General features: G+C 63.7%; 22 protein-coding genes. 9 read left to right on the plus strand and 13 right to left on the minus strand.

Going from position 1 to position 25,384, the window contains the following annotated elements; translation table 11 throughout:
• Positions 1 to 97: 97 nt before the first annotated feature.
• Positions 98 to 547 (plus strand): YtoQ family protein, encoded by a 450-nt coding sequence (locus M3P21_RS18160; RefSeq protein WP_249712274.1) that lies wholly within the window; start codon positions 98 to 100, stop codon positions 545 to 547.
• A 78-nt stretch (positions 548 to 625) separates the two neighbouring features.
• A complete protein-coding gene (locus M3P21_RS18165; protein WP_249712276.1) occupies positions 626 to 2,245 on the plus strand; it encodes a GMC family oxidoreductase in 1,620 nt (539 codons plus the stop codon).
• Here M3P21_RS18165 and M3P21_RS18170 read toward each other — a convergent pair.
• A complete protein-coding gene (locus M3P21_RS18170) occupies positions 2,226 to 2,924 on the minus strand; it encodes a glutathione S-transferase family protein (protein WP_249712278.1) in 699 nt (232 codons plus the stop codon). The two genes, M3P21_RS18165 and M3P21_RS18170, sit on opposite strands and share 20 nt — an antisense overlap.
• 176 nt (positions 2,925 to 3,100) lie before the next feature.
• Positions 3,101 to 4,771 carry an FAD-binding dehydrogenase gene (locus tag M3P21_RS18175; protein ID WP_249712280.1) on the minus strand — a complete coding sequence of 557 codons (1,671 nt, stop codon included), beginning with the start codon at positions 4,769 to 4,771 and terminating at the stop codon, positions 3,101 to 3,103.
• A 146-nt stretch (positions 4,772 to 4,917) separates the two neighbouring features.
• Here M3P21_RS18175 and M3P21_RS18180 point away from each other — a divergent pair, with 146 nt between their 5' ends.
• Positions 4,918 to 5,613, plus strand: coding sequence for a DUF1868 domain-containing protein (locus M3P21_RS18180; RefSeq protein ID WP_249712281.1), 696 nt, complete (start codon positions 4,918 to 4,920; stop codon positions 5,611 to 5,613).
• 3 nt (positions 5,614 to 5,616) lie between these two features.
• Here the strand turns inward: M3P21_RS18180 and M3P21_RS18185 are convergent, their stop codons facing one another.
• From M3P21_RS18185 to gph, 3 genes are all read right to left on the minus strand, one after another.
• Positions 5,617 to 6,069 (minus strand): excalibur calcium-binding domain-containing protein, encoded by a 453-nt coding sequence (locus M3P21_RS18185; protein ID WP_249712283.1) that lies wholly within the window; start codon positions 6,067 to 6,069, stop codon positions 5,617 to 5,619.
• Positions 6,070 to 6,462: 393 nt separating this feature from the next.
• Complete coding sequence (locus M3P21_RS18190) at positions 6,463 to 8,124, minus strand: sulfatase-like hydrolase/transferase (protein WP_249712285.1); 1,662 nt, start codon at positions 8,122 to 8,124, stop codon at positions 6,463 to 6,465.
• A gap of 62 nt (positions 8,125 to 8,186) precedes the next feature.
• The gene (gph, locus tag M3P21_RS18195) at positions 8,187 to 8,855 is read right to left on the minus strand and encodes a phosphoglycolate phosphatase (protein WP_249712287.1); all 669 of its coding nucleotides are present in this window, start codon (positions 8,853 to 8,855) and stop codon (positions 8,187 to 8,189) included.
• Between the two features lie 295 nt (positions 8,856 to 9,150).
• On the opposite strand from gph, the gene hemP reads away from it, so the two are divergent.
• Together hemP and M3P21_RS18205 are read left to right on the plus strand one after the other, a co-directional pair.
• Complete coding sequence (gene hemP / locus M3P21_RS18200; protein WP_249712289.1) at positions 9,151 to 9,318, plus strand: hemin uptake protein HemP; 168 nt, start codon at positions 9,151 to 9,153, stop codon at positions 9,316 to 9,318.
• Positions 9,315 to 9,761 (plus strand): hypothetical protein, encoded by a 447-nt coding sequence (locus M3P21_RS18205; RefSeq protein WP_249712292.1) that lies wholly within the window; start codon positions 9,315 to 9,317, stop codon positions 9,759 to 9,761. Before hemP ends, M3P21_RS18205 begins: the two co-directional genes overlap by 4 nt.
• On the opposite strand, the gene M3P21_RS18210 is transcribed toward M3P21_RS18205, so the two are convergent.
• The 6 genes from M3P21_RS18210 to M3P21_RS18235 all read right to left on the minus strand — a co-directional run bounded on the left by M3P21_RS18210 (position 9,758) and on the right by M3P21_RS18235 (position 18,071).
• Positions 9,758 to 12,808 (minus strand): aminotransferase class III-fold pyridoxal phosphate-dependent enzyme, encoded by a 3,051-nt coding sequence (locus M3P21_RS18210; RefSeq protein WP_249712293.1) that lies wholly within the window; start codon positions 12,806 to 12,808, stop codon positions 9,758 to 9,760. The genes M3P21_RS18205 and M3P21_RS18210 overlap by 4 nt on opposite strands.
• 97 nt (positions 12,809 to 12,905) lie before the next feature.
• Positions 12,906 to 13,778 carry an NAD(P)-dependent oxidoreductase gene (locus M3P21_RS18215; protein ID WP_249712295.1) on the minus strand — a complete coding sequence of 291 codons (873 nt, stop codon included), beginning with the start codon at positions 13,776 to 13,778 and terminating at the stop codon, positions 12,906 to 12,908.
• Between the two features lie 76 nt (positions 13,779 to 13,854).
• Complete coding sequence (gene cueR / locus M3P21_RS18220; RefSeq protein ID WP_249712297.1) at positions 13,855 to 14,244, minus strand: Cu(I)-responsive transcriptional regulator; 390 nt, start codon at positions 14,242 to 14,244, stop codon at positions 13,855 to 13,857.
• The gene (locus tag M3P21_RS18225; protein WP_249712299.1) at positions 14,241 to 16,526 is read right to left on the minus strand and encodes a heavy metal translocating P-type ATPase; all 2,286 of its coding nucleotides are present in this window, start codon (positions 16,524 to 16,526) and stop codon (positions 14,241 to 14,243) included. Before M3P21_RS18225 ends, cueR begins: the two co-directional genes overlap by 4 nt.
• A 90-nt stretch (positions 16,527 to 16,616) precedes the next feature.
• A complete protein-coding gene (locus M3P21_RS18230; RefSeq protein WP_249712345.1) occupies positions 16,617 to 17,366 on the minus strand; it encodes an aspartate/glutamate racemase family protein in 750 nt (249 codons plus the stop codon).
• Between the two features lie 15 nt (positions 17,367 to 17,381).
• Positions 17,382 to 18,071: a GntR family transcriptional regulator gene (locus tag M3P21_RS18235; protein WP_249712301.1), complete on the minus strand. Its 690-nt coding sequence runs from the start codon at positions 18,069 to 18,071 to the stop codon at positions 17,382 to 17,384.
• Positions 18,072 to 18,172: 101 nt separating this feature from the next.
• Between M3P21_RS18235 and M3P21_RS18240 the strand changes: the two genes are divergently transcribed.
• Positions 18,173 to 19,864 (plus strand): thiamine pyrophosphate-binding protein, encoded by a 1,692-nt coding sequence (locus M3P21_RS18240; protein WP_249712303.1) that lies wholly within the window; start codon positions 18,173 to 18,175, stop codon positions 19,862 to 19,864.
• A 50-nt stretch (positions 19,865 to 19,914) separates the two neighbouring features.
• On the opposite strand, the gene M3P21_RS18245 is transcribed toward M3P21_RS18240, so the two are convergent.
• Both M3P21_RS18245 and M3P21_RS18250 read right to left on the minus strand, forming a co-directional pair.
• Positions 19,915 to 20,544: a pyridoxamine 5'-phosphate oxidase family protein gene (locus tag M3P21_RS18245; protein ID WP_249712305.1), complete on the minus strand. Its 630-nt coding sequence runs from the start codon at positions 20,542 to 20,544 to the stop codon at positions 19,915 to 19,917.
• A 13-nt stretch (positions 20,545 to 20,557) separates the two neighbouring features.
• Positions 20,558 to 21,022, minus strand: a complete 465-nt coding sequence (locus M3P21_RS18250) for a nuclear transport factor 2 family protein (protein WP_249712306.1) — start codon at positions 21,020 to 21,022, stop codon at positions 20,558 to 20,560.
• A 302-nt stretch (positions 21,023 to 21,324) separates the two neighbouring features.
• On the opposite strand from M3P21_RS18250, the gene M3P21_RS18255 reads away from it, so the two are divergent.
• The 3 genes from M3P21_RS18255 (at position 21,325) to M3P21_RS18265 (ending at position 25,380) form a co-directional block, all read left to right on the plus strand.
• Positions 21,325 to 21,894 (plus strand): TetR/AcrR family transcriptional regulator, encoded by a 570-nt coding sequence (locus M3P21_RS18255; RefSeq protein WP_249712308.1) that lies wholly within the window; start codon positions 21,325 to 21,327, stop codon positions 21,892 to 21,894.
• 94 nt (positions 21,895 to 21,988) lie between these two features.
• Positions 21,989 to 23,767, plus strand: a complete 1,779-nt coding sequence (locus tag M3P21_RS18260) for an acyclic terpene utilization AtuA family protein (RefSeq protein WP_249712310.1) — start codon at positions 21,989 to 21,991, stop codon at positions 23,765 to 23,767.
• On the plus strand, positions 23,764 to 25,380 hold the full coding sequence (locus tag M3P21_RS18265) for an acyl-CoA carboxylase subunit beta (protein WP_249712312.1): 1,617 nt from the start codon (positions 23,764 to 23,766) through the stop codon (positions 25,378 to 25,380). Before M3P21_RS18260 ends, M3P21_RS18265 begins: the two co-directional genes overlap by 4 nt.
• The last annotated feature ends 4 nt before the right edge of the window (positions 25,381 to 25,384 follow it).

A 25,384-nucleotide genomic window follows, 5' to 3' on the forward strand; every position in this document is an offset into this window, starting at 1 on the left:
GGAGCGCCAGTGTGAATCCTTTTTGTCAACACAGCCTAGTGTGTTCAAACAAAAAGCAGTCCGCCACGTGTCGGCGCAACGGACAAAGGAGCAAGCCATGAGTCTGACGGTCTATCTTTCGGGTGAGATTCACACTGATTGGCGCGAGCAGATCATCGAAGGGGCCTATGGGCTGGACGTGCATTTCGAAAGCCCGGTGACCGATCATGCCGCCTCGGATGATTGCGGGGTGGCGATTCTGGGCGAGGAGCCGAACAAATACTGGCACGATCACAAGGGCGCGATGGTGAATGCCATCCGGACACGCAAAGGCATCGTCGGTGCGGATGTGGTTGTGGTGCGCTTTGGCGAGAAATACAAACAGTGGAACGCGGCCTTTGATGCGGGCTATGCTGCGGCGCTGGGCAAGTCTCTCATCATCCTCAGCCAGCCCGAACACCAACATCCGCTGAAAGAAGTTCACGCCGCCGCGCTGGCTGTTGCCGAGGAGCCTGTGCAAGTGGTTGAAATCCTGCGCTATGTGCTGACCGGCAAACTGCCGGGCTAAGTGGCGTAACGTCACTTTCGCGGACCGGTGTCAGCGGTCGCCCCCGCTGTTAGCGTTCTCACTCAGGAGGAGCAGCACATGGCATATGATTACGTGATTGTGGGGGGCGGCTCGGCGGGCTGCGTGATGGCGGCCCGGCTCAGCGAGGACCCGACAGTGTCGGTGTGTCTGCTGGAAGCGGGCGGCAACGGCAAGGATTTCGTGATCCGCGCGCCTGCCATGGTTGCCGCGATGATCTCGGGGCGACCCAAGATCAACAACTGGGCCTTCCAGACCGAACCGCAGCCAGAACTGAACGGTCGGCGCGGGTTCCAGCCGCGCGGGCGCACTTTGGGTGGGTCCTCGGCGATCAATGCGATGCTCTATATCCGCGGCCATCCCGGTGACTACGATGAATGGGCTGATCTTGGCTGTGAGGGCTGGGACTGGCAGAGCGTCCTGCCCTATTTCCAGAAAGCCGAGCGCAATCAGCGGGGCGGAGACGCGCTGCATGGGGATAATGGCCCGCTGCAGGTCGCCAACCAGTCGGAGCCGCGCGCGATCACCCGCGCCTTTGTCGAGGCCGCGACGCAGGTTCAGATTCGCGAGACAGAGGACTTCAACGGACCCGATCAGGAGGGGGCGGGCCTCTACCAGGTCACACAATTTCATGACGGGCAAAAGCGCGGAGAGCGCTGCTCGGCGGCGGCGGCCTACGTGCACCCGGCGTTGAGCCGACCCAACCTCACCGTGATCACCCGGGCCACGGCCCGTCGCATCCGCTTTGACGGGACCCGTGCAACCGGCGTGGAATATGCGAGGCGCGGTCAGGTTGCCGTGGCCGAGGCCAAGCGCGAGGTCATCCTGTCTGCCGGGGCCTTTGGCTCGCCGCAATTGCTGCTGCTCTCGGGCGTCGGGCCGCGTGACGAACTGGCCGCGCATGGGATCGCGCCGGTTCTGGAAAGCCCCGGTGTGGGGCGGAACCTGCAGGATCATCTGGACTATATCATCGGCTATCGCTCAAAACGCCATGACGTTCTGGGGCTGAACCCGCGTGGCTTGTATGATCTCGCCCGTGCTGGGCTGCGCTGGCGCAAGGATGGCGGCGGCATGTTCGCCTCGCCTTTTGCCGAGGGTGGTGCGTTTTTCAAATCGACCCCGGATGTCGGTCGTCCCGATCTGCAACTGCATTTTGTTGTGGGGATTGTGGATGATCACATGCGCAAGATTCACCTGCATCACGGTTTCTCCTGCCATGTCTGCGTGCTGCGTCCCGAAAGCCGGGGTCATGTCGGTCTGCTTTCGACCGACCCCAAGGCGGCGCCGCGCATCGACCCGGGCTTCCTCAGTGACCGACGCGATCTGGATCTGCTGATTGCGGGGGCGAAACGGACGGATGCGCTGCTGTCTGCCCCGCCGCTTGATCCGTGGCGTGACAAGCGATTGTATCCGCATGACGGAACGGATGCCGCGATCGAGTCCGATATCCGCGCCCGCGCCGACACGATCTATCACCCGGTCGGCACCTGCAAGATGGGCACGGATGACATGGCCGTGGTCGACCCGCAGGCCCGCCTGCATGGCTGCGAGGGGCTGCGGGTGGTCGATGCCTCGGTGATGCCGCGCCTGATCGGCGGCAACACCAACGCACCCACCATCATGATCGCCGAAAAGATCGCCGACCGGATCAAGGCCGAGATCAGTCGCGCGGCGGCGTGACCAGCCCTTTCTGCACGGCTGGGCGTTCAAGGAAGCGGTCGAGATAGGCCACGACATTCTTGTTGGCGTGCCAGCCGACAACGTCCTGCGCGCCGTAGAATTCCAGCCCCCGCAGCCAGGGCGCGATGGCGATGTCGGCGATGGAATACTCGCCCGCGATCCAGTCGCGATCCGCCAGTTGGCCGTCCACCACCGCCAGCAGGCGCATCGCCTCGGCGATGTAGCGGTTGCGCGGGCGCGGGTCCTCGATCTCGGCGCCTGCGAATTTGTGGAAATAGCCAAGCTGCCCGAACATCGGCCCGATGCCGCCCATCTGGAACATCAGCCATTGGGTGATATGCGCTTTTTCGGTTGCGGTCTTGCCGATCAGCTTGCCGGTCTTCTCGCCCAGATAGAGCAGGATCGCGCCGCTTTCGAACAGTTGCAGCGGCGCACCATCCGGGCCGTGTGGGTCGATGATTGCGGGGATCTTGTTATTCGGGTTCAGCGACAGGAACTCGGGGCTTTTGACATCCGCATCGGCCAGCGTGACCTTGTGGGCCTCATAGGGCAGCCCGATCTCTTCCAGCATGATCGAGGCCTTGACGCCGTTGGGCGTAGGAAAGGAATAGAGTTGCAGAATATCGGAGTTCTGCGGTGGCCATTTGCGGGTAATCGGGAAAGAGGAAAGGTCGGGCATGGGGCACTCCGTTATGATCCGGTTCCCAACATAAGTGCGCGGCTGTCGCGGAACAGCCATAATTCAGCCAACCCAGGGCACAGAGGATGTGTGTGTGCGAACAATCGGCCCCGGCTTGCCAGGGTGCCGCAAGATCGCGCGTTGCCTGAGCGGCGAGGTTCAGGGAGATTTTCCTGCTATCCGATATCGGCGGAAGCGGCGCGGCCTGCCTGGCGGCCCGAGAAGATGCAGCCGCCCAGGAAAGTCCCCTCGAGGCTGCGATAGCCGTGATAACCGCCGCCGCCAAAGCCCGAGACTTCACCCGCCGCGTACAGCCCCGGCAGCATCTCGGCCCCGCGCCCGTCTGCCTGTCGGAAACAGCGCCCGCCCAGATCGGTTTCCAGCCCGCCCAGCGTTTTGCGGGTCAGCAAGTGCAGTTTGACCCCGATCAGCGGCCCTTTGGAGGGGTCGAGGATTTTATGCGGCTTGGCGGAGCGGATCAGCCTGTCGCCGATATAGTTGCGGAAAGTGCGGATCCCCATGATCTGCTGATCCTTGGAAAATTTGTTGTCCATCTGCCGGTCGCGGTCTTCGATCTGGCGCTGGATATCGTCCAGTTTCAGCAGATCATTGCCAGCGACACCATTCATCTTTGCGACCAGTTCCGACAGCGTGTCGGCCACCACGAAATCCGCGCCATGTTCCTTGAACGCCTCGACCGGGCCGGTCGCTTTCGGGCCAAAGGCGCGGCCCAGCACCTGTTTCCAGTCGCGTCCCGTCAGGTCGGGGTTCTGCTCGGAGCCTGACAGCGCGAACTCTTTCTTGATGATGCTTTGGGTCAGGATGAACCAGGTATAATCATGCCCGGTCTTCGTGATCGCCTCGAGCGCGCCGAGGCTGTCATAGCCGGGATAGTTCGGCGCGACCATGCGCTTGCCGGTTGCGTCGAACCACATCGAGGACGGTCCCGGCAGGATGCGGATCGCGTGATCAGGCCAGATCGGGTCCCAGTTGCGCACGCCTTCGACGTAATGCCACATGCGGTCCTTGTTGATCGTGTTGGCCCCCGCCCGTTCCGAGATGCTGATCATGCGCCCGTCCACATGGGCTGGCACGCCCTTGATCATATGCGCGGGTGGGGTGCCCAGCCGCTCGGGCCAGCTTTGCCGTACCAGATCCAGATTGCCGCCGATGCCGCCGGAACAGACGATCACGGCGGGGGCGCGCAATTCGAAATCACCAACCACTTCGCGGTTTGATTCCTGCCCGCGCGGCTTGTCATCAGGGGCAAGCACCGAGCCCGTCACGCCCACGCAAGCCCCGTTCTCGATGATCAGGTGATCCACCTGATGGCGGAACTTGAAGGTGACTTTGCCCTCAGCTTCCATCGCCCGTGCGCGGGTCTCGAACACCTCGACCGTGCCGGGCCCGGTGCCCCAGGTGATATGGAACCGGGGCACCGAATTGCCCTGCGACGAGGCATCGACCCCACCGCGTTCGGCCCAGCCGACGATCGGAAAAATCCGGTGCCCCATGGCGCGCAACCAGTCGCGTTTCTCGCTGGCGGCAAACTCGACATACGCGCGCGCCCATTGTTGTGGCCAATGATCCTCGTCCCGGTCGAACCCGGCGGTGCCCTGCCAGTCCTGCCAGGCCAGATCAAAGCTGTCCCGAATGCCTAGTCGCCGCTGTTCGGGGGTGTCGACCATGAACAGCCCGCCAAGGCTCCAGAACGCCTGACCGCCCAGATTGGCCTCGCTCTCTTGATCCAATACAAGCACGCGGCGCCCGGCCTCGGCGGCCTCGGTCGCGGCGACGAGGCCTGCAAGCCCGCCGCCTACCACGATCACGTCCGATGTCTGGGCCATGGTTTGCTCCTGGGTGCCTGCGTTACCGTCTCCGATGCACTATTGTCTTGAAGCATTGCCGAGGCAAGACATGCGCTGATGGCTGTGTCACGGACAGGTAACATCCGTTACGCAATGTGGCATGACACCCCGAACAGGATATCCCGATGAGCCCAGCCAAGCTTTCCCCGACCGACGTATCCGGCCCGCGCCCGGCGTGGAGTGTCGACAAGTTCGACGATGCGGGCCGGGTGCGCGTCACGCCGGGCCTGACGACGCTGTGCCATATCGACCGGGGCTCTGCCGCGCATGCCGCTCTGGGCCGGATCGCCGCGGCGCTGCGGACGGGGCCGCATGCCCACGCCTTTGCCTTCCTGCCGCCCGACAGCTTTCACATGACCCTCTTCGATGGGGTCATCGACTATCGCCGCGATGGCGTGCACTGGCCCGAATACCTGCCATCGGACGCGCCCATAGCTCAGGTCGAGGCGGACTGGCGCGCGCGGCTGCAGGACTTCCATCTGCCGCAGCGCTTCGAGATCGACGTCAACGGAGTGGTCGGCGGCTATACCTGCCCGGTAAGCGGTGCCGACGCCGAGCATGAGCGGCAGTTGCGCGAGTGCCGCGATCAACTGGCAGAGCGGTTGCAGCTGCGCCGAGCCAATCACGACAGCTATGGGTTCCACATCACGCTGGCCTATCAGGTGCAATGGCTTGATCCGCAGGCCGGGCAAGACGTCGTTGCGCTTTCGGACCAACTCTTTGCCGATCATGGTGACGCTCTGCGGCGGGTCGAGATTGGCCCGGTTGAATTTTGTCGGTTCGAAAACATGTATCATTTCGAACCGCTTCTGAGACTGTAGCGCTCAGGGCTTGATGAATTTGGAGTTGCCGATCTGCCGCCTGTCGGTATTGCCCGCATTTGGGGCCGTGTCGCGCGACGCCTGCACGGTCTCGACCGACTGCGCCGGAATGGCGGCAATCGTCCGCGTCTCGCAGGCGACGCCGTTCCCGTCGGGATCATTGCGCAGGTGATAGCCGGGCATTCCTTCGCGCACTTCAAATACGCCGACCTTGGCAGCCGCCTCGCAGCCAGCCATCGCGACCAGATGTTGCAGGGCTTGTTCGGCCGGATAGGGACTGGTGCGGATATAGACACCGATCGCGGTGCTGCACATCAACAGCGGCAGGGCGGCAAGCAAGGTCGCGATGCGTGTCGGGGACAGCGCCTTGGCCCGTGTTGCGGCGGCGCGCTTTTCCCGGCGCATCCGGCGCTTGACTGATTTTCTTTTGGGCCTGAGTTCGCTGAGTTCCGTCATGCGCCCGACGTAAGGGATACAGATGGCAAAGACATGGCAGCAATGCGCCAAATCCGGTCAATACGGCAAAACCGCCGGTTTTTCAGCGGGCCGGATGTGGCTGAAATAACCGGGGAACAGTACCTGATGAAACTTGTCAACTATATGATTTATAATGATTTTCCCTCTTTACAATCGCTCATGGGCCGCCTAGTAAAAGTACAGAATACAGAGCCAGCCAGCCTCAGGCGCTCGCCCGCAGCACGCCATCCAGCGACCTGTCAAAGGTAGCCAGACAGCACGCCCCGCCCGCCAGCCAGATCTGAATCAAGCCAGCAGCGTATTCACCGCAGCCACCCGCCTTGCCGGGTGGCTTATTTGTTTGAATTGCCGCTGGACCCCGGCAATGGAATGTTACCGTTGCCGCCAGTCGCGCGCCTTGCGGCCCCGGTATTTCGCCGTCAGCTCCGGCGGCGCGTCATTCTCGTCATAAACGCCCAGCACGATGCCACGCTTGCCCGACTTCATGCGCATCTCTTCCAACTGGCGCAGCGACCGTGTGGTACGTTGCGAGGGGCGGCGCGCCCAGGCAAAAAGGTGGTCATAGAGCTCCTCGATCACTGCCTCATGCGCAGCGCTGACGCCCAGGTCATCCAATTCCTGCGGATCGTTCTCAAGATCGAAGAGCAGGGGCCGGAAGCCGCCTTCGCAATGGATCAGCTTCCATTTCTTGCTGGCGATCATGAACATCACCGCGTCGCGGGTTTCAACGCCCAGTTGTTCGGCAATCGGTGAGGTGGAGTAGTCGTATTCGCATATCGCATGGGCGCGGAACGTATCGCTACGCTGACCGCGCAGGATCGGCAGCAGGCTTTCACCTTCAAGGATGTGATCGGCAACCTCTCCGCCCGCTGCGTCGACAAAGGTCGGAGCGAGGTCGATGCTTTCGACCAGCGCATTGCAGGTGGTACCCCGCGTGGTATCGGCCTCTGGCGCAGGATCGTAGACAATCAGCGGCACTTTGGTCGAGGCATCCTGAAAGAACGTCTTTTCCCCAAGCCAGTGATCGCCCAGAAAATCGCCGTGATCCGAGGTGATTACGATCATCGTGTCCTGCATCCGCCCGGTATCCTCCATCCAGTCGAGCAGGCGGCCGATCTGGTCGTCGGCCTGTTTGATCAGCCCCATATAGGCGGGAATCACCGCCTCGCGCACATGGTCCTGCGAAAAGGCCTGCCCGACCTTGGTGTCCATGAAGGCCTTCAGCACCGGATGCGCCCGCTGCCGTTCGACATCACAGCGGTTGACCGGCAGGATGTGTTCCGGCCCGTACATCGAGGCATAGGGCTCGGGCACGATATAGGGCCAGTGCGGCTTGATATAGGACAGGTGGCAGCACCACGGGCCGTCATGGCTTTCCATGAACTCCATGCCGCGTGTCGTCAGATAGGGCGTTTCGCTGTCAGCTTCGTCGATATTTGCCGGGTGGGGCGCGTGTTTGAGGAACCAGCCGGACAGGACATTGCCATCACCATCCAGCGCCGAGTTTGCAAAATCATGCCACGGATTGTCGCTGTCATAGCCCTTGCCGCGCAGGTAGTCGTTATAGGCCCTGGCCCCGTCCGGATCATACAGCCCGTCCGGCCCCTCGGGTCGCATGCCGTCGTCACGCTCGAAGATGTCAAAGCCGCATTCCGCCACCCGCGCGCCGATCAGGCTGTCGTGGGCCAGGCCCAGCCGGGCCATCCCCTCGGCATCGGCGCGCATATGGGTCTTGCCCACCAGCCAGCTTTGCATCCCCGCCTTGCGCAGATGGTCGCCGATGGTCAACTCACCCACTTTCAGCGGGATGCCATTATTCGAGGCCCCATGGGACTGCACATAGCGCCCGGTATAGGTCGACATCCGCGACGAGCCACAGATGGGCGACTGGATGTAGGCGCGGGTGAAACGGACCCCGCGTTTGGCCAGACCGTCGATATGGGGCGTGTGCAGGTGCGGGTGGCCGTAGCAGCTCAGGTAATCCCAGCGCAGCTGGTCGAACATGATGAACAGGATGTTCTTTGCCTTGGCCATTGCGCGCCTCCGTGGTTGCCGACGTCATGCTAGTGGCATTTTGCCGGAACGAAAGGGGGCAGTCAGCGGGTGGCCGGGTCGGTCAGGGCATCCGCGATCAGAGCTGGCAGGGTGCCGCTATCGGCATAGGCCAGTTGGTGGGGCAGGGAGGCAACGGGGCTTTTGCGATAGCCTTCGGTAAAGAGGGCAAACGGAACCCCCGCGCGCTGTGCCGTTTCCGCGTCGACCTCGCTGTCGCCCACATAGAAACGCGGGCCTGCGCCCAATTGTTCGAACACGTGCAGCAAGGGGGCAGGGTCGGGTTTGCGTTGCGCCAGTGTGTCGCCGCCGACCACAACCGCAAAGAACCGCGACAGATCGAGCGCGTCCAGCACCTGGCGCGCCGCGGCTTCGGGCTTGTTGGTGCAGATACCCAGCGCATTGCCGCTGGTCGTGAAAGCCTCCAACATGTCCCGCACACCTGCATAGAGCACCGTTCGCGCGGTGGGCGCGCGCATGTAATTGTCCAGCGTGATCCGGGTCAGTTTGCTATGCAGGCCCATGTCGACTCCGCCATGGGTCATCACCCGCTCGACCAGTTTGGGCAGGCCATTGCCGACAAAACCGATGATCGTGGTCAGGTCCAGTTCCGGCAGGCCACGCGCGGTCAGCGTCAGGTTCACCGCCGCCGCCAGATCGGGCACGCTGTCGATCAGGGTGCCATCCAGATCAAAGACGATCGCCGGTTTCATCGCTGCTCTCCCATGTTTCACTGCATGGGTGACAGGGGGCGGGCCGCGTTGCAACTGCATTCGCGCGGGCGCCGTTCCGTGACGTAAAATACTGCGGCAGAACCAGCGCTTGACAAACCTTAGTGATTTACTCAGATTAAAGGTGAGACTGTCAGCCATCCTCGCCGAGTCCGAGCCAGCCAGACATATTCAGACCCTTACTGGAGCGCCGGAGTCGGACATGAAAACCAAGTTGACCTCTTCGACCGATGCCGGTGCGCCCTCCACACCTTGCAAATGTCACGGAGAGTCCCCCATGAACGCCCCGAACCCGACCCCCACACAGGCTTACCCTGTCCGCATGCTGCCCACGCACAAGGCCGAAGATTTGACCAAGGGCGGCAATCTTGCGCAGATCGAGCTGGGCGATCAGCTCTATACGTTGCGCATCACCCGCGCCGGCAAATTGATCCTGACAAAATGAGCGCGCGTCACCGTGGCGGAGAGGTCGTCGGGCGCGTCGACGATCTTGCCCCTGTCGAGGCGGGGGCGGTGCTGTTCCTCCGGCTATGGGGAAGCAGTGACCGCGACGCGCAACCCAGCGATCTGAGCCTGATGCGCGAGGTCGATGCAGGCTCGCGTGCATTGGAGACACTCGAGCGGATCTGCAGCCTCTGCGCCCAGCACGGGCGCAGGCCGCTCATGCGTCATTCGTTGGGGTGCGATTGTCTGGGGGCCGATGAGAATTTCTTTGCCCAGATGATCGGTGCCGCCGCTGATGGCGGGCGCGAGGATGCGATGATGCTGGCCACCCTGATCGTGCGGCCCGATTTCGCCCCGGCGCTGGCGGCCTTGTCCGAAGAGTTCGGTCTGGCGCTCAAGACCTTGTCCGGCCCGGTCAACCCCCGCGATCGCGTGTTACATTAACAACATCCGCACCCGCCGTGATGGTGGGTGTGGTCACATGTGGCGGGCGGGGCATAGTCGCCCACCTCACCCAGAATACCCCGCAGGGTGACCAGGATCATGTCCACATCCTCTGCCTCGATGGTCAGGGGCGGGCGGATTTTCAGGATGTTGTCCTTGGGTCCCTCGCTGCCGATCAGGATACGGTGATCGCGCATCCGATTCTTGACATAGGCGCAGATCTCGGTGGCTTCCGAGCGGTCCGGGTTCACCAGTTCGACCCCCAGAAACAGCCCCAGACCGCGCACGTCACCAACGCAGGTGAAATCGCGCTCGATCTGGCGTAATCCGTCGATCAACCGCGCCCCCATGCGCTGGGCGTTGTCCTGAAGGCCTTCGTCGTCGACGATGTCCAGAACCTCCTTGCCGACCCGGCAGGACAGGGTCGAGCCACCAAAGGTCGAGAAGAATTCCGGCCCCTGTGCGAAACTGTCAGCAATGGCGCGGGTGGTGACGACCACCCCGATCGGATGGCCGTTGCCGATGGGTTTGCCCAGCACCACAATATCGGGCACCGCGCCCTGCTGTTCGAACCCGAAATAATGTTCGCCCAACCGGCCCAATCCGGTCTGCACCTCATCGGCGATACAGACCCCACCGGCGGCGCGCACCTTGTCATAAACCGCGGGCAGATAGCCTGCGGGCGGGATGATCTGCCCGCCGACCGAGGGGAAGGTTTCGGCAATGAACCCGGCCAGCCCGTGCCCTTTGGCCTGCAGCGCGGCAATGGTCGGATCAACCAGATTGGCGAATTTGCGGGCGCGCTCGGGATCATCGCGCCGGAACCGGCCGCGATAGTCATCTGCCACTTCGACCAGTTCGACCCAGTCGCTTGGTCCGGTGCCACCCGGCGCGTTGAACTTGTAGGCCGAGATGTCGATCGCGCCGGTGGTGTTGCCGTGATAGCCGTGATCCGGCGTCACAATGCCCTTCGCGCCGCTATGGGCGCGGGCCAGTCTGAGTGCCAACTCATTGGCCTCGCTGCCGGAATTGACGAAAAAGCAGACCTGCAGAGGATCAGGCAGTTTCGATTGCAGCTTGTTGGCAAACGCCGTTTGCGCCGGGTGCAGGTAACGTGTGTTGGTGTTCACCCGGCCCAGCTGATCGGTGGCAATAGCCTGGATACGCGGATGCGCATGACCCACATGGGGCACGTTGTTATAGGCGTCCAGAAAGGGGCGGCCCCATTCGTCAAACAGATGATGCCGCCAGCCGCGTACCAGCATGACCGGTTCGTCATAGGTCAGCCGCAGATTGCCACCGAAATGCGCCAGCCGATCCTGCAAAACCTCTTGTCTGGATGTCGGCAGATAGGCGATTTTTTCGTCCGGCAAGTTCAGCAGCGCTGCCGGGTTCGGGCAAATCTCCGCCCAGAACGCAAGATCGTCGGGGTCCGCCACACCGGGCCAGTCCGGCGCCATGCCATCGGCCATCAGCGCCAGTTGAAAATGCGCGTGCGGCGCCCAGCCACCATTCTGCTCAGGCGTGCCCAACCGGCAAAAAGCCGAGCCCTGCGCCACCGGATCACCCGGTTTCAGCCGGTCGCAGACCTCGGGGTCCACATGGCCGAAAAGCGTATAAAACGCATCGCCCTGAGGCGTTTCATGATGCAGGATCACCACCCCGCCGTAATCGAGCGGATCGCTGCGGTTCTCGACCGCCTCGACCCGACCGCTGAGCGGTGCGTGCAGCAACGTCCCAGCAGGCGCTAAGACATCGACGCCCAGATGCACGGTCCGACGGTCCGACGCTCGCCACGGCCCGGCGCAAAAACCCGGTTCGGTATAGATCAGTCGCGGCTCACTGTAGTGGCCAAGCCAGACCGGTGCATCCGGCACCACCGCGCCAATTCTCGCCGCATCCTCGACCGGCATGTGAAACGGATCGCGTGGCCAGGTGGACCGCTCGACCGACAGATCCCCAATCGGCGCTTCGCTCAGGTCCTCACCGATCAGCGCCGGAAGCGCGCCGCGATGCGCATCGATATAGGTGCGGACGCGTTCTGCACCCTCGGTCACCGGCAGGCCACAGGCCGCCCGCAGGCGGGCGGTCATCAGCCCGTCACCCTGTGCGCCACGCTCCAGAAACCGCCACGCGGGGCGCTGGCTGATCGTTACATAAGGATCATCCGGATGATCCAGCGCCATCAGCGCCGAATTGACCACCGACACCGCCAGCCGCATCCGCAAGAGCGGCCAGATCAGGCCAATCTCTTCGGGTGAAAGCCGGTTCACTGCGTGATAGCCGCGCACCAGTGCCGCCAGCGCGCGCGCGGGCGTGGGGTGGTCCAGCACCACATACGCCCCGGCAATCGCAAGTTCGCAGACCTTGGGCGCGGCGCACATATCCCCGAAATCGATCAACCCCGAGATGCCGTGACGGCCCAGATCGCCCTCGACCAGAATATTGTAGTCATTGGCATCATTGTGAATCGCCTGTTTCGGCAAGGCATTCAGCCGGTCCTCAATCGCCGCAAATTCATCTGCGATGCCATTGATCAGCGCCCGCCGGGTATCGTCCCGAATGACATCCAGCTCGCCCTCGATCCAGCGAGCCGCCGTCAGATCCCATTTGAAGTCGCGTGACAACGCGGGATGCCCGAACCCGTCCAGCGCCCGGTCGGTGGCCCCCAGAACCCTGCCGAGCTTCAGGATCAGGTCTTCGGAATGTGGACATACGCGGGCATAACAGTCGCCGGTCAGGCCTTCCTGCAGCCAGACCAGCCGGGTCACCCCATCCGCATCCGCAACCTCGACAAGCTTGGAACCCTCCAGCGCCGCCACGGCCTTTGCAACAGGCAGCCCCGGTGCCGCTGCGCCAATATGATCGAGCGCTGCAATCTGCATCTCGACCAGTTCCGCACCGCAGCCTGCACGCATCACTTTCAGCAGATAGCGCGACCCGTTGGCGCTCTCGGCCAGAAAGTTCAGGTCATATTCCCCGTCGAGGCGTTTAAGCTCGGCGGCAATGCCCCAATGCCGGTTCAGCGCGTTCATCCAATGCTGCATCTTGCCTCTTTCGCCAAGCGCGGTGATCCGTTTTTCATCTGGCCAAAATATCCCGGTGGAGTCGCGCGCACGCGACGGCGGCAGCGCCCCCGATCCGTCAGCCCATTGCGCGCAACCGTTTGATCAGCGAGGAGGTGTCCCAGCGCCCGCCGCCCAGTTTCTGCACATCCTTGTAGAATTGATCGACCAGAGCCGTGACCGGCAGGCTGGCCCCGGTATCATCGGCGGTGTCCAGGCAGATGCCCAGATCCTTGCGCATCCAGTCGACCGCAAACCCGTGCTCGAAATGATCATCCAGCATGGTTTCATACCGGTTCGACATCTGCCAGCTTCCGGCGGCCCCCTGGCTGATCACCTCGACCACAGCGCGCCCGTCGAGCCCGGCTTTCTCGGCGAAATGCAGCGCTTCGCTGAGACCCTGCACAAGCCCGGCAATGGCGATCTGGTTGCACATCTTGGTCATCTGGCCCGCACCGCTGTCGCCGATGCGGCGGCAGATTTTGGAATAGACCTGCATCACCGGTTCTGCCTGCGCATACGCGCCCTCATCGCCACCACACATGATCGACAGCGCACCGTTTTCCGCCCCGGCCTGACCGCCCGAGATCGGCGCGTCGACAAAGGCAAGTCCAAGCGCCTTGCCCGCCTCGCAAAGCGCGCGTGTGACCTTGGCCGAGACGGTGGTGTGATCGACAAAGATCGCGCCGGATTTCATCGCGGCAAAGGCGCCCTCCGTACCGGTGCACACGCCGCGCAGATCGTCGTCATTGCCAACGCAGGCCATCACGAAATCGGCGCCTTGGGCCGCCTCTGCCGGTGTCTTTCTCATCGCGCCGCCATGCTGGGCCACCCAGGCCTCGGCCTTGGCAGTGGTGCGGTTATAGACGGTGACTTGGTGGCCCGCCGCCTGCAGATGTCCCGCCATGGGATAGCCCATGACCCCAAGCCCGAGAAATGCGACTTTCGCCATGTGATTACCCTTCCGTTGATCTCATGCGGTTGTTGCCCAGAGACAAAGCAAAGCCGCGCCCAAAGGGCAAGGCAGATCAGCCCTCGCGGCCCAGATCGCGCAGAATCGGGCAATCGGGACGTGCGTCTCCGGCGCAGGCATCGACCAGTTCGGTCAGCGTGTCCTGCATCGCGCGCAGGTCTGCGATCTTGGCCTCGATCCGGCGCAGGTGATCTCGGGCGATGCGTTTGACATCGGCGCTGGCCCGCGTGTCATCCTCGTAGAGCGCCAGCAGTGCGCGGCAATCCTCGATCGTGAAGCCAAGCGCGCGGGCGCGGGCCAGAAAGGCCAGCTTGTGCAGGTCCTGCTCGGCAAAGCGCCGATAGCCGTTGTTGTCGCGGGCCGGAGAGATCAGGCCGATCTCTTCGTAATATCGGATCGTGTTTGCGGGCAGGCCCGAGCGGTCGGCGACATCTCCGATATTCATGCGCCCGATGCCTTTGGCTGATGCGTGGCTACCGGTGGCGGATATCGCTGCGGCGAGGACCCTGCAGGCTGGATGCGGCGCAGGCGCAGGGCGTTGGTGACCACAAAGACGCTGGAAAACGCCATTGCCCCGGCGGCCAGCCCCGGCGACAGCAGCGGCCCGCCAAAGGCATGCAGCAGACCGGCGGCGACCGGGATCAGCAGGATGTTATAGCCAAAGGCCCAGACCAGATTCTGACGGATATTGCGCATGGTGCGGCGCGACAGGTCCAGCGCGGTCACCGCGCCGTTCGGGTCTCCATTCATCAGCACCACATCAGCGGCCTCGATGGCCACATCGGTTCCGGTGCCGATGGCGATGCCCACATCGGCACTGGCCAGCACCGGCGCGTCGTTGATCCCGTCCCCGACAAAAGCCACCGCGCCATGCGCCGCCCGCAGCGCCTCCAGCGCGTGGACCTTGCCGTCGGGCAGAACCTCGGCACTGACCTGATCGACCCCCAACTGGTCGGCCACGGCCTGCGCGGTGGCGCGGTTGTCGCCACTGATCAGCGCGGTTCGCAGCCCCATCTCATGCAAGGTGGCAATGGTCGCGGCGGCCTCTGGCTTGACCGGATCGGCCACCGCCAGAACCGCCGCTGCGCGACCGTCAAGCGCGACATAGACCGGTGTTTTGCCCTGCGCGGCCCAGGCTTGCCCTGTCGCGCGCAAGCCGCCCAGTTCGATTGTGTCGCGGTCAAACAGCCGGTCCGCGCCGATCACCACCTCCACCCCGTCGATCCGGGCGCTCAGGCCCAACCCGGTGATCGTCTCGAACTGTGCCACCTCGGGCAGGGAGCCTGTCCAGGCGCGGGTGATGGCGCTGGCGATGGGATGTTCCGAGCGCGCCTCGGCCGCGGCTGCCAATTGCAGCGCGTGGTCGCGGGTGATGCCCTCGGCGACGCTCAGGTCGGTCAGTTCGGGCCGCCCTTCGGTCAAGGTTCCGGTCTTGTCGAAGGCGATCACCTTCGCGTCTTGCAGGCGCTGCAGGGCGTCGCCCTTGCGGAAAAGCACGCCAAGCTCGGCCGCGCGTCCGGTGCCGACCATGATCGAGGTGGGTGTCGCCAGCCCCATGGCACACGGGCAGGCGATGATCAGTACCGACACGCCCGCCACCAGCGCCAGCGGCAGCGCGGGGGCCGGACCCCAGAGCAGCCAGCCCGTAACCACCAGCCCCGCAATCAGCAGCACGGCGGGCACGAACCACATGGTGACCCGGTCGACCAGCCCCTGAATGGGCAGCTTAGTGGCCTGCGCCTCTTCGACCATCTGGATGATCCGGGCCAGCACCGTATCCGCACCGACCCGCGTTGCCTGCGCGCGCAAGGCTCCGGTGCCGTTGACGGTGCCGCCGATGATCTCGGCCCCTTCGGCCTTGGCAACCGGCACAGGTTCGCCGCTGATCATGCTTTCATCGACCCGCGAGTGGCCGTCCAGAACAAAGGCGTCCACCGGGATGCGCTCACCGGGGCGGATCAACAGGATATCGCCTTCGCGCAGTTCGCTAAGGGGAATGTCGGCGGGTGTGCTGTCGCGCTCGACCCGGGCGGATTTCGGTTGCAATCGCAGCAGGGATTTAATGGCCGAACTGGCACGGCCCTTGGCGCGCGCCTCCAGCATCCGTCCGAACAGGATCAGCACGGTGATCACGCAGGCGGCCTCGTAATAGACATGCGCGGTACCCTCGGGCAACAGGCCTGGCGCGAAGGTTGCCACCACCGAATAGCCATAGGCCGCCGCCGTCCCCAGTGCCACCAGAGCGTTCATGTCAGGTGCCGCGCGCAGCAACGACGGGATGCCCTTGGCATAGAAGATACGCCCCGGCCCCAGCAGCAGCAGCGAGGTCAGCACGAATTGGATCAGGGCGCTGGTCTGGGTGCCGATGCTGTGCTGGACCCAGTGATGGAACGCGGGAACCACATGGCCGCCCATTTCGAGAATGAACACCGGCAGTGCCAGCGCCGCCGCAAGGAGCGTGGCGCGCAGCAGGCCCGTATCCGCATCCTGCGTGGGGGCCGTATCGTATTCGGCCTGCGCCGGATAGCCCGCATCAGAGACAACCTGCGCCAGCCGGTCGGCATCGGTGAGGCGGTGATCAAACCGGATGACGGCTTTGCCGGTCGCCAGATTGACGCTGGCGTCGACCACACCGGGCGCGTCCATCAGCGCATTTTGCGCCCGCCCCACGCAGGAGGCGCAGGAGAGGCCGGTCAATTGTAAAGTGGCTGTTTGCGATTCGGGCATGGCAGAGACCTTGGATGTCGCGGGTATAGGTCAGATAAGGCCTCCAGTAACTGGAAGGTCAAGGTTTCTGCGGTCGATTTTTTTGGTGTTTTAGTCCGTTTGGTGCCCTGGGCGCGGGTCGTCGATCCCGGACGGGAAGCGGTGGGGCATCAGGCTGGCCTGAAACCACTGGATCATGGTGTAGATCGAAAACACCGGCAGCCCGGTTCTGCGTCTGATATCGGCGGCAAACGGCACCATATTGGTGCATTCCAGAACGATCGCCCCGGCCTGTGGTTCACCCGCGATAATCGCATCTGCGGCCTGCAGCATGTCCTGCCGGCAGGCTTCGAAATCGATTTCGGAAGCATCGCCCAAAATATCGCGGGTAAAGACCTGACCGTCATCGGTGCCATAGATCGGCGTGTCCAGCGGCACTCGGGCTGCGGATAGATGCTGAGGCGTCAGGGTCGCTTTCGAGATGGTCAGGATCACCGGTTTTTGCCCCGGTGGCAGCATGGCCTGCACCATTGGTACCTGCATCAGCGACGAGGTGGCCACAGGCACGCCAAGAGCGGCGCGCAGATCATCCTGAACCAGCGACAGAAATCCGCAATTGGTGGTGATCCCGTCGCAGCCCATCGCCACCAGCTCGCGCCCGGCGTCGATGAAATCGTCAAGCCGGGAGCACGGGTCGCCCCGCACGATCCGCTCGGGCGAGGCGCCGCGCACCACCCGGTATTGCACAGGGAAGGGCCAGGTCATCGCATTGCCCATATCGCCCGGAATGCGCGGGAATTGCGTTTCCAGCATCAGGATGCCGACGCTGGCGCCAAAGACCGTCTTACCACCTGTTTGCAGGGACATGCCGGAACCTCACAGATCGGGAACATAAAGCTGCGCGAAGGCGTCGCGCACGGCCTGCGTCGCGCCCTCGCGCCGGCGTTCGATATGGGCGCGCATCTGCGCCGTGGCCGCGTCCGCATCACGCCGGACTACGGCGTCAATGATCCGGCGATGGGCCGAGACCATGCTTTGCCTGTCAGGCGCGGTTTCGCGCAGGCGGCGCAGGTCGATCAGGCGCAGATAGCGGATGCGGTCATTGAGATTGTCCAGCATCCGGCAGAGTTCGCCATTCCCGGAAAGCTGGCAGAGCTGGGTATGGAACGCCTCATCCAGCGCCAGCAGGCTGTCGGCATCGGCAGCGGGGATGTAGTCGGATGCAACCGCATCCAGCGCGTGCCCAAGCGCGGCGATGGCCTCATCCGTGGCGCGCTGACAGGCCAGTCGCACCGCTTCGGTCTCAACCGCGACGCGGGCCTCGTAGAGGTCCATCACAAGCTCTGGCGACAGCGAGCGGCAGAAGAAGCCACGACCGGAACGGAAGGTCAGAAACCCCTCGGCCACCAATCGGTTCAGCGCCTCACGGATCGGCGTGCGCGAGGCGTTCAACTCTGCCGCCACCGCGCTTTCGTTGATGCGGGCGTCAGGCTTGAAGGCGAAATCGGCGGCCATGCGCCGCAGCGCTTCATAGATCCGGTCAACATTGCTTTCGGATTTCGCCATGCCTGCTCCTTGTTCCGTTAAAGATTAGGACGGGATTGACATGTGCGCAACCTTTCATTCAAAGCTGTATACAATTTTGAATGCAAAAATGGGTGAGTCGCATGGAAAACCGGATGAACGGGGCCGAGGCAATGGTCCGCATGCTGGAGGCGCAGGGTGTGCAGCATATCTTCGGGCTGTGCGGGGATACCACGTTGCCCTTCTATGACGCGATGCTGCGGCTGGATCATTCGATCACCCATGTGCTGACCCGCGATGAACGCTGCGCCACCTATATGGCCGATGGCTATTCCCGCGTGACCGGGTGGGTCGGCGTGGCCGAGGGGCCATCGGGCGGCGGCGCGACCTATATCCTGCCGGGGCTGATCGAGGCGTCAGAAAGCTCATATGCCGTGCTGGGGATCACCACGGACATTTCGGTCTCATCTTATGGAAAATACCCGCTGACCGAGGTGGACCAGAACGCCTTGATGGCACCGCTGACCAAATGGAATACGGTGCTCAGCCGGGCCGACCACATCCCGCGCATGGTGCGGGCGGCGTTCCGGGCCATGACCACCGGGCGTTCCGGGGCTGCGCATATCGGCTTGCCCTATGACATCCAGTATGACCCGGTCGATCCCAGCGACATCTGGGCCGACCCGGCAACCGCCACCTATCCGGCCTATCGTCAGGCCCCGCCCCCCGGCGCGGTCGAGGCGGCGGTCGAGGCGATCGGGTCGGCGAAATCCCCGCTGATCGTCTGCGGTGGCGGCGTGGTGATCGCGCAGGCCTGGGAGGCGCTGGACCGGCTGGCCACCCGGTTGGACATCCCGGTGGCGACATCGATCTCGGGGCAGGGCGCGCTGGCTGAAACCCACCCGAACTGCCTCGGCGTGGTCGGCTCGAACGGTGGCACCGACGAGACATGGGAGATGATGGAGGCCGCCGATCTGGTGATCTTCATGGGTTGCCGCGCCGGGTCCACCACCACCGCGCGCTGGGAGGCGCCGGGGCCGGGCACACGGGTTGTCCATTTTGACAGTGATCCGATGGTGATGAACGCAAACTACCGCACCGAGGTTGCGGTGGTCGGCGACCTGCAACTGGCGCTGGAGGAGGCAAATGCGGTACTCGACAATCGTGGTCAGGGTGGCGAGGGTTTCGGCGGCGCGACGGCGGTGGCCGAAAAGAAGGCGCGCAAATTCGAGACCTTTGAGCGCTTTGCGCGCACAACCGATGGCCCGATCCGCCCCGAACGGGTGATCAAGACGCTGATGGAGGTCCTGCCCGAGGATGCCACCGTGGTCTCTGATCCCGGCACGAGCTGCCCCTATTTCTCGGCCTATTACCAACTGCCCAGACCGGGGCGGCACTTCATCACCAACCGCGCCCACGGCGCGCTGGGCTATGCGCTGTCGGCGGCGCTGGGCGCCTGGTTCGGGCGACCCGCGTCAAAGACCGTCGCGCTGATGGGTGACGGGTCGTTCAGCTTTACCTGCGGCGAGCTGGAAACCGTCTGCCGGGTCGGCGCGCCGATCACCTATGTGGTGTTCTCGAACTCGAATTTCGGCTGGATCAAGGCCAGCCAATATGCCGACAAGGACGCGCGTTACTACAACGTGGATTTCAACCGAACCGATCAGGCCGCTGTGGCGGCGGCTTATGGGGTGAAATCCTGGCGGGTCGAAGATCCTGACGATCTTGACCGCGTGCTGCGTCAGGCCATTGCCCATGACGGGCCGACTTTGGTCGATATCATCTGCCAGCCGTTGGAAGAGAGCAACGCACCGGTTCGCCGCTGGATGGGCTGAACGCCGTCGCGGAAACGCTCCGGTGGAGCGTTTCCGGCCCGCCCGAGGTGTCAGTCGGTATTCCCCTGTTGCGCAAGCGCCTGTTTCAGTGCGGCATTTTCGGCCCTGAGCTGTTCCATCTCGGCGCCGATCCTCTGAAGTTGCGGCTGCAACTGTGCCTCGGTGAAGCGCGGTGTGATATGGCTGGGGCAGTTCCAGTCCAGCGCCTCAATATGGATGATCGCGGCGCGTTCTGCGGTCGCGTCGGCCCCGTCGGGAAACAGGCTGGCGGCGGCGGCCGCGCCTTCGGTGAACTCCACCCGACCGAGTATTTTCAGGCGGCGTTTGATGGCATAGTCCATCAGGATCATCGCGATCCGATTGTTGCCGTCGAGATTGCCGCGCGAGATATACTGCCGGTTGCCCGAGAAGTCGGCATAGCCTATGGTCGTCGGTCCCAGCACCTTCAGAAAGCCCTCGGGCCCGCCGCGAAACTGCACATAGGGCCAGCCGGTCTCGGATACGGTGGCCTGATAGAAACCGTCGCGCGCCTCGACAAAGGCCTTTTCCGCGTCACCGATCAGGTGGCCCTGCTGCGGGCCCCCTTCGATGAATTTGGCATAGGTTCTGGCCGATCCCATCCGTTCCTGATGGGCGCGGACGGCAGGGGTGAATGTGCGTTCCGAAAAGGCGCGGGGCATCTCGTGGTCTCCTTCAAAGTCCCAGACCGGTCAGGCCGGGGTGATCCTCGGGGCGGGGGCCTTGCGGCCAGTGAAACAGCCGGTCATCAGCGGAAATCGACAGATCGTTGATCGAGGCGATGCGCCGGGCCATGCGGCCATCTGCGGCAAATTCCCAATTCTCGTTGCCGTAAGAGCGATACCACAGCCCGGCCTCATCGCTCCATTCATAAGCGAAGCGCACCGCGATACGATCACCCGCGCAGGTCCACACTTCCTTGATCAGGCGATACCCCTGCTCGCGCTGCCATTTCCGGGTCAAAAAGGCGTGAATCTGGTCGTGACCTTGCAGGAATTCCGAGCGGTTTCGCCATAGGCTGTCGTCGGTATAGGCCTTTGTGACGATGTCGGGGTCGCGGCTGTTCCAGGCGTTTTCCGCCATCCGCACTTTTTGCGCGGCAGTCTCAGAGGTAAAGGGCGGCAATGGAGGGCGGCTCATCTGGGGTCTCCTTCCGGCTCAGGCCAGTGACGTGGCCAGAAGCGCCAGCGACAACAGCGTGATGACGGTCCGATGTGGAACGCGGAATTCAATGGCGGGCATGGCGATGCTCATGGTGTACCGTTCTGTTAACTTTTCTTAAGGTGTACCGATCGGTACCTTGTTTCAAGGGGTGCGCTGCAATTTCTTTTTGAAGGCACACCGGGCAGGTAAAGAGTGACATAATTTCAGCTGGATACCCGGGGCATTGAAAGGCGAGCGGGTATCGAATATGTACTGATCTGTACACTAAAGGTGACGACATGCGCCCCAATAAACGCGATGAACTGGTCCGCAAGGCATTGGAGATATTCTACCGCGACGGGTTCAATGCCACCGGCATGGATCGGCTGGTGGTGGAAACCGGGGTCTCGAAAACCTCAATGTACAAGCATTTCCGCACCAAGGAGGATCTGATCCTTGCCGCTTTGCGGCTGCGTGACGAAAACTTCCGCAACTGGCTGTTCCGGGAATGCGAAAATCGGGCCGACACGCCCGAGGCGCAAATGCTGGCGATGTTCGACGCGCTGGCCGCATGGTTCGCGCAGGACGGGTTTCGCGGCTGCATGTTCATCAAGGCCAGCGCCGAGTTTCAGGACAAGGCCCATCCGATCAACGTTCAGGCGGCGGAACACAAGCGCCTGTTGCTGAACTGGCTGACCGGGCTGGCGCAGCAGGCCGGTTTCGCCGCGCCGGAAAGCCTGGCGATGCAACTGCTGCTGCTCAAGGAAGGCGCGATTGTCGCCGCCGCAATGCTGGGCATCGACGGACCTGCACAAGAGGCCAAACAGGCCGCGCGTGTTCTGCTTGACCACGCGCCGGGGTCGCGCTGACTGTCGGTCCTTCCTGTTGACCGGGCCGACCGTGCGATCCTACAAATGATCCAGACGCTCATAGGCGCGTCGCCGCAGGAAGGAGGAGCCGCGGATGAACAACCTTCTGCGGATCGGAGGAGCCAGCGGTTTCTGGGGCGAGGCCCCGCATGCCACGGCGCAATTGCTGGCGGGCGGCGTCGATGTGCTGGTTTATGACTATCTGGCCGAAATCACCATGTCCCTTCTGGCCCGCGCCAAGGCGCGGGACCCGGAGGGGGGCTATGCGCCCGACTTCATCACGGATGCCGTCACTCCGAATCTGACCGCGATTGCACGGGGCGGCGTCAAGATTCTGTCCAATGCAGGCGGCATGAACCCCATGGCCTGCGCGGCGGCGCTGCGCGCGTCCATCGACGCGGCGGGCGCATCGCTGCGTGTGGCGGTGGTCGAAGGGGATGACCTGATGCCGCGCGCGCGCGATTATGCGCAGGCGACCGAGATGTTCTCGGGGGCGGCAATGCCGGCGCCGGATCGGCTTGCCTCGATGAACGCGTATCTGGGCGCACTGCCGGTTGTTGCGGCCCTGAAGGCCGGTGCGGATATCGTGATCACCGGGCGCTGTGCGGATAGTGCGCTGACGCTGGCGGCCTGCATGTGGCGCTTTGACTGGGCGCCGGACAGCCATGATCTGCTGGCCGCCGGATCGCTTGCCGGGCACCTGCTGGAATGCGGGCCGCAGGCAACAGGTGGCAATTTCACCGACTGGGAGGCGGCGGGAAACCTGGCCCATGTCGGCTATCCGATTGCCGAGGTGGCGGAAGACGGGTCGATCCTTTTAACCAAACCGCAAGGCACCAGCGGAACGGTCACCCGCGCCTCGGTGGCGGAACAGATGCTCTATGAGATCGGCGATCCGCGCGCCTATCTGCTGCCCGATGTGATCGGTGATTTTTCAGGAGTTGAGTTGCATCAGGCCGGACCCGACCGCGTCTCGGTCACCGGCGCTCGCGGCCGCAAGCCGACCGGGCAACTCAAGGTTTGCGCAACCTATCAGGACGGCTATCGCGGCGGCATGGTGTTTCAGATGAACGGGCGAGATGCCCGGCGCAAGGCGCGCGCCTTCGCGCAGGCGGGGCTTGAACGGGCACGCGCGCGGCTGCGGGACATGGGCGCGCCGGATTTCACCGAGGTCGCGCTTGAGGCATTCGGCGGCTGCCCCGGATCGGGCGATTACCAAGAGGTCGCCTGCAAGGCGGCGGTTCGCCATCCCGATGCGCGCGCGGTCGGCCTGTTTCTGAAGGAACTGACCGGCACCGCGCTTGCGACGCCGCCGGGGCTGCATTTCTTTACCGGGGCGGGGCGTCCGAAACCGTCACCGGTTGTGGCGCTGTTCTCTTTCCTGATCGATGCGCGGGACATCAACTGCCGGGTGACGCTGGACGGGGATGAGGTGGCGTTCGCTCCAATCCTGTCTGCGACCGCACAGGATTCCCCCGGACCGGCCCCGCAGCCTCCCAGGCCTGACAGCAGCGGGGATCTCGTGCAGGTCAGGCTAGAGACCCTCGCCTGGGCCAGATCGGGGGACAAGGGCGACAGCGCCAATATCGGTGTCATCGCGCGCCACCCCGACAGCCTGCCTCATATCTGGGCCGCGCTGACGCCCGAGGTGATCGCAGAGCTGTTTGACCCCGAACTCAAGGGCGAGGTTCTGCGGTATTACCTGCCCGGATCGCAGGCGATGAACATCGTGATGACGTACGTGCTGGGCGGCGGCGGGGTCGCCTCGCTGCGCAATGATCCGCAGGGCAAGAGTTTTGCGCAGCGGCTGCTGTCTCTGCCCATCGCCGTGCCCGAATCCCTGACACATAGAACGGAGAGCGGGGCGGAATGACATTCACCACCCAGATCGTGGCTGGCAGCCAAGCTTTTGCCGAAAACCGTCGCGCCATGCTCGCGCTGATCGACGATTTGCGCGGGCTGGAACAACGCGCCGCCGACCTGTCCGAACGCCGCCGCGAGAGAATGGAGGCGCGCGGCCAGATGACCCCGCGCGACCGGCTCTCTGCGCTGCTGGACCCCGGTTTGCCCTTCCTGCAACTGCACTCACTGGCGGGCTATCTCACGGATAGCGACGACCCCGTGCAATCGGTGCCCGGCGCATCGGTGCTGATCGGGATCGGTTATGTTTCGGGCACCCGCTGCATGGTGGTGGTCGATGACAGCGGCATCAAGGCAGGCGCCATGTCCGAGATGACCGCCGCCGCCTTCCTCAGCGCACAGGAGATTGCGCTGCGGCAGAAACTGCCCTTCCTGCATCTGGTGGAAAGCGCCGGGGCCAACCTGATGGAATACCGGGTCGACCTCTGGGCCAACGGCGGCAAGCTGTTTCGCAATCTGGCGCGGATGTCGGCGGCAGGCGTTCCCAATCTGGCGGTATTGCATGGGCCGTCCACGGCGGGCGGGGCCTATATGCCGGGTTTGGCCGATTACGTGATCGGTGTGCGCGGCAACGGCATGGCGGCGCTGGCGGGGGCCGCCCTTGTGCAGGCCGCTACCGGCGAAGCGGCGGATGAGCGCGATCTGGGCGGGGCTGAGATGCACGCCTCGGTCTCGGGTCTGGTCGAGTATCTGGCCGGGGACGACGCAGAGGCCATCGCCATCGCCCGCGATGTGGTGGCCCGGCTGGGCTGGACCGGGGCAGGGGCCGTTACCAACCACAAGGGCGCACCCCCGGCGCACCCGCCTGATGCGCTTGCCGGGGCGGTGCCGGTCGATCCGCGCACGCCCTATGACATGCGCGAGATCGCTCTACGGATCACCGACGGCTCCGCGTTTCGCGATTTCAAACCGGGTTACGGTGTCGCGACCGTCTGCCTGCAAGCCTCGATCTGCGGCATCCCGGTGGGGCTGATCGGCAATAACGGCCCCATTGATCCCGACGGGGCCACCAAGGCGGCGCAGTTCATTCAGCTGTGCGGGCAGGCTGGCACGCCGCTGATCTTTCTGCACAATACCACCGGGTTCATGGTCGGCACCCGCTATGAACAGGCGGGCATGATCAAGCATGGCGCCAAGATGATCCAGGCGGTGACATCGGTCAATGTGCCGCGCATCGCGCTTTATGTGGGGGCCAGTTTCGGGGCCGGAAATTACGGCATGGGCGGTTATGCCTATGAACCCGATTTCCTCTTCGCCTGGCCCAATGCCACCACCGGCGTGATGGGCGGCGCGCAGGCGGCGGGCACGATGGAGATGGTGGCCCGCGCCGGGGCGCACCGGCGCGGTGATGCCGTTGACGAGGACAAGCTGGCGCAGCAAAGCGCGCTGATCGCGCAACATTTCGACCGGCAGGCGGGGGCGTTCCATACCTCGGGCCGGTGTCTGGATCATGGCGTGATCGACCCGCGAGATACGCGCCGGGTGCTGGGCTTTTGCCTGAACACGTGTCTTGAGGCCAGCGCCCGGCCGGTCCGGCCCGGCTCTTATGGCGTTGCGAGGTTCTGAGGCG

It is taken from the genome of Ruegeria spongiae, assembly GCF_023502395.1.
GTDB classification, from domain to species: Bacteria; Pseudomonadota; Alphaproteobacteria; order Rhodobacterales; family Rhodobacteraceae; genus Ruegeria_C; species Ruegeria_C spongiae.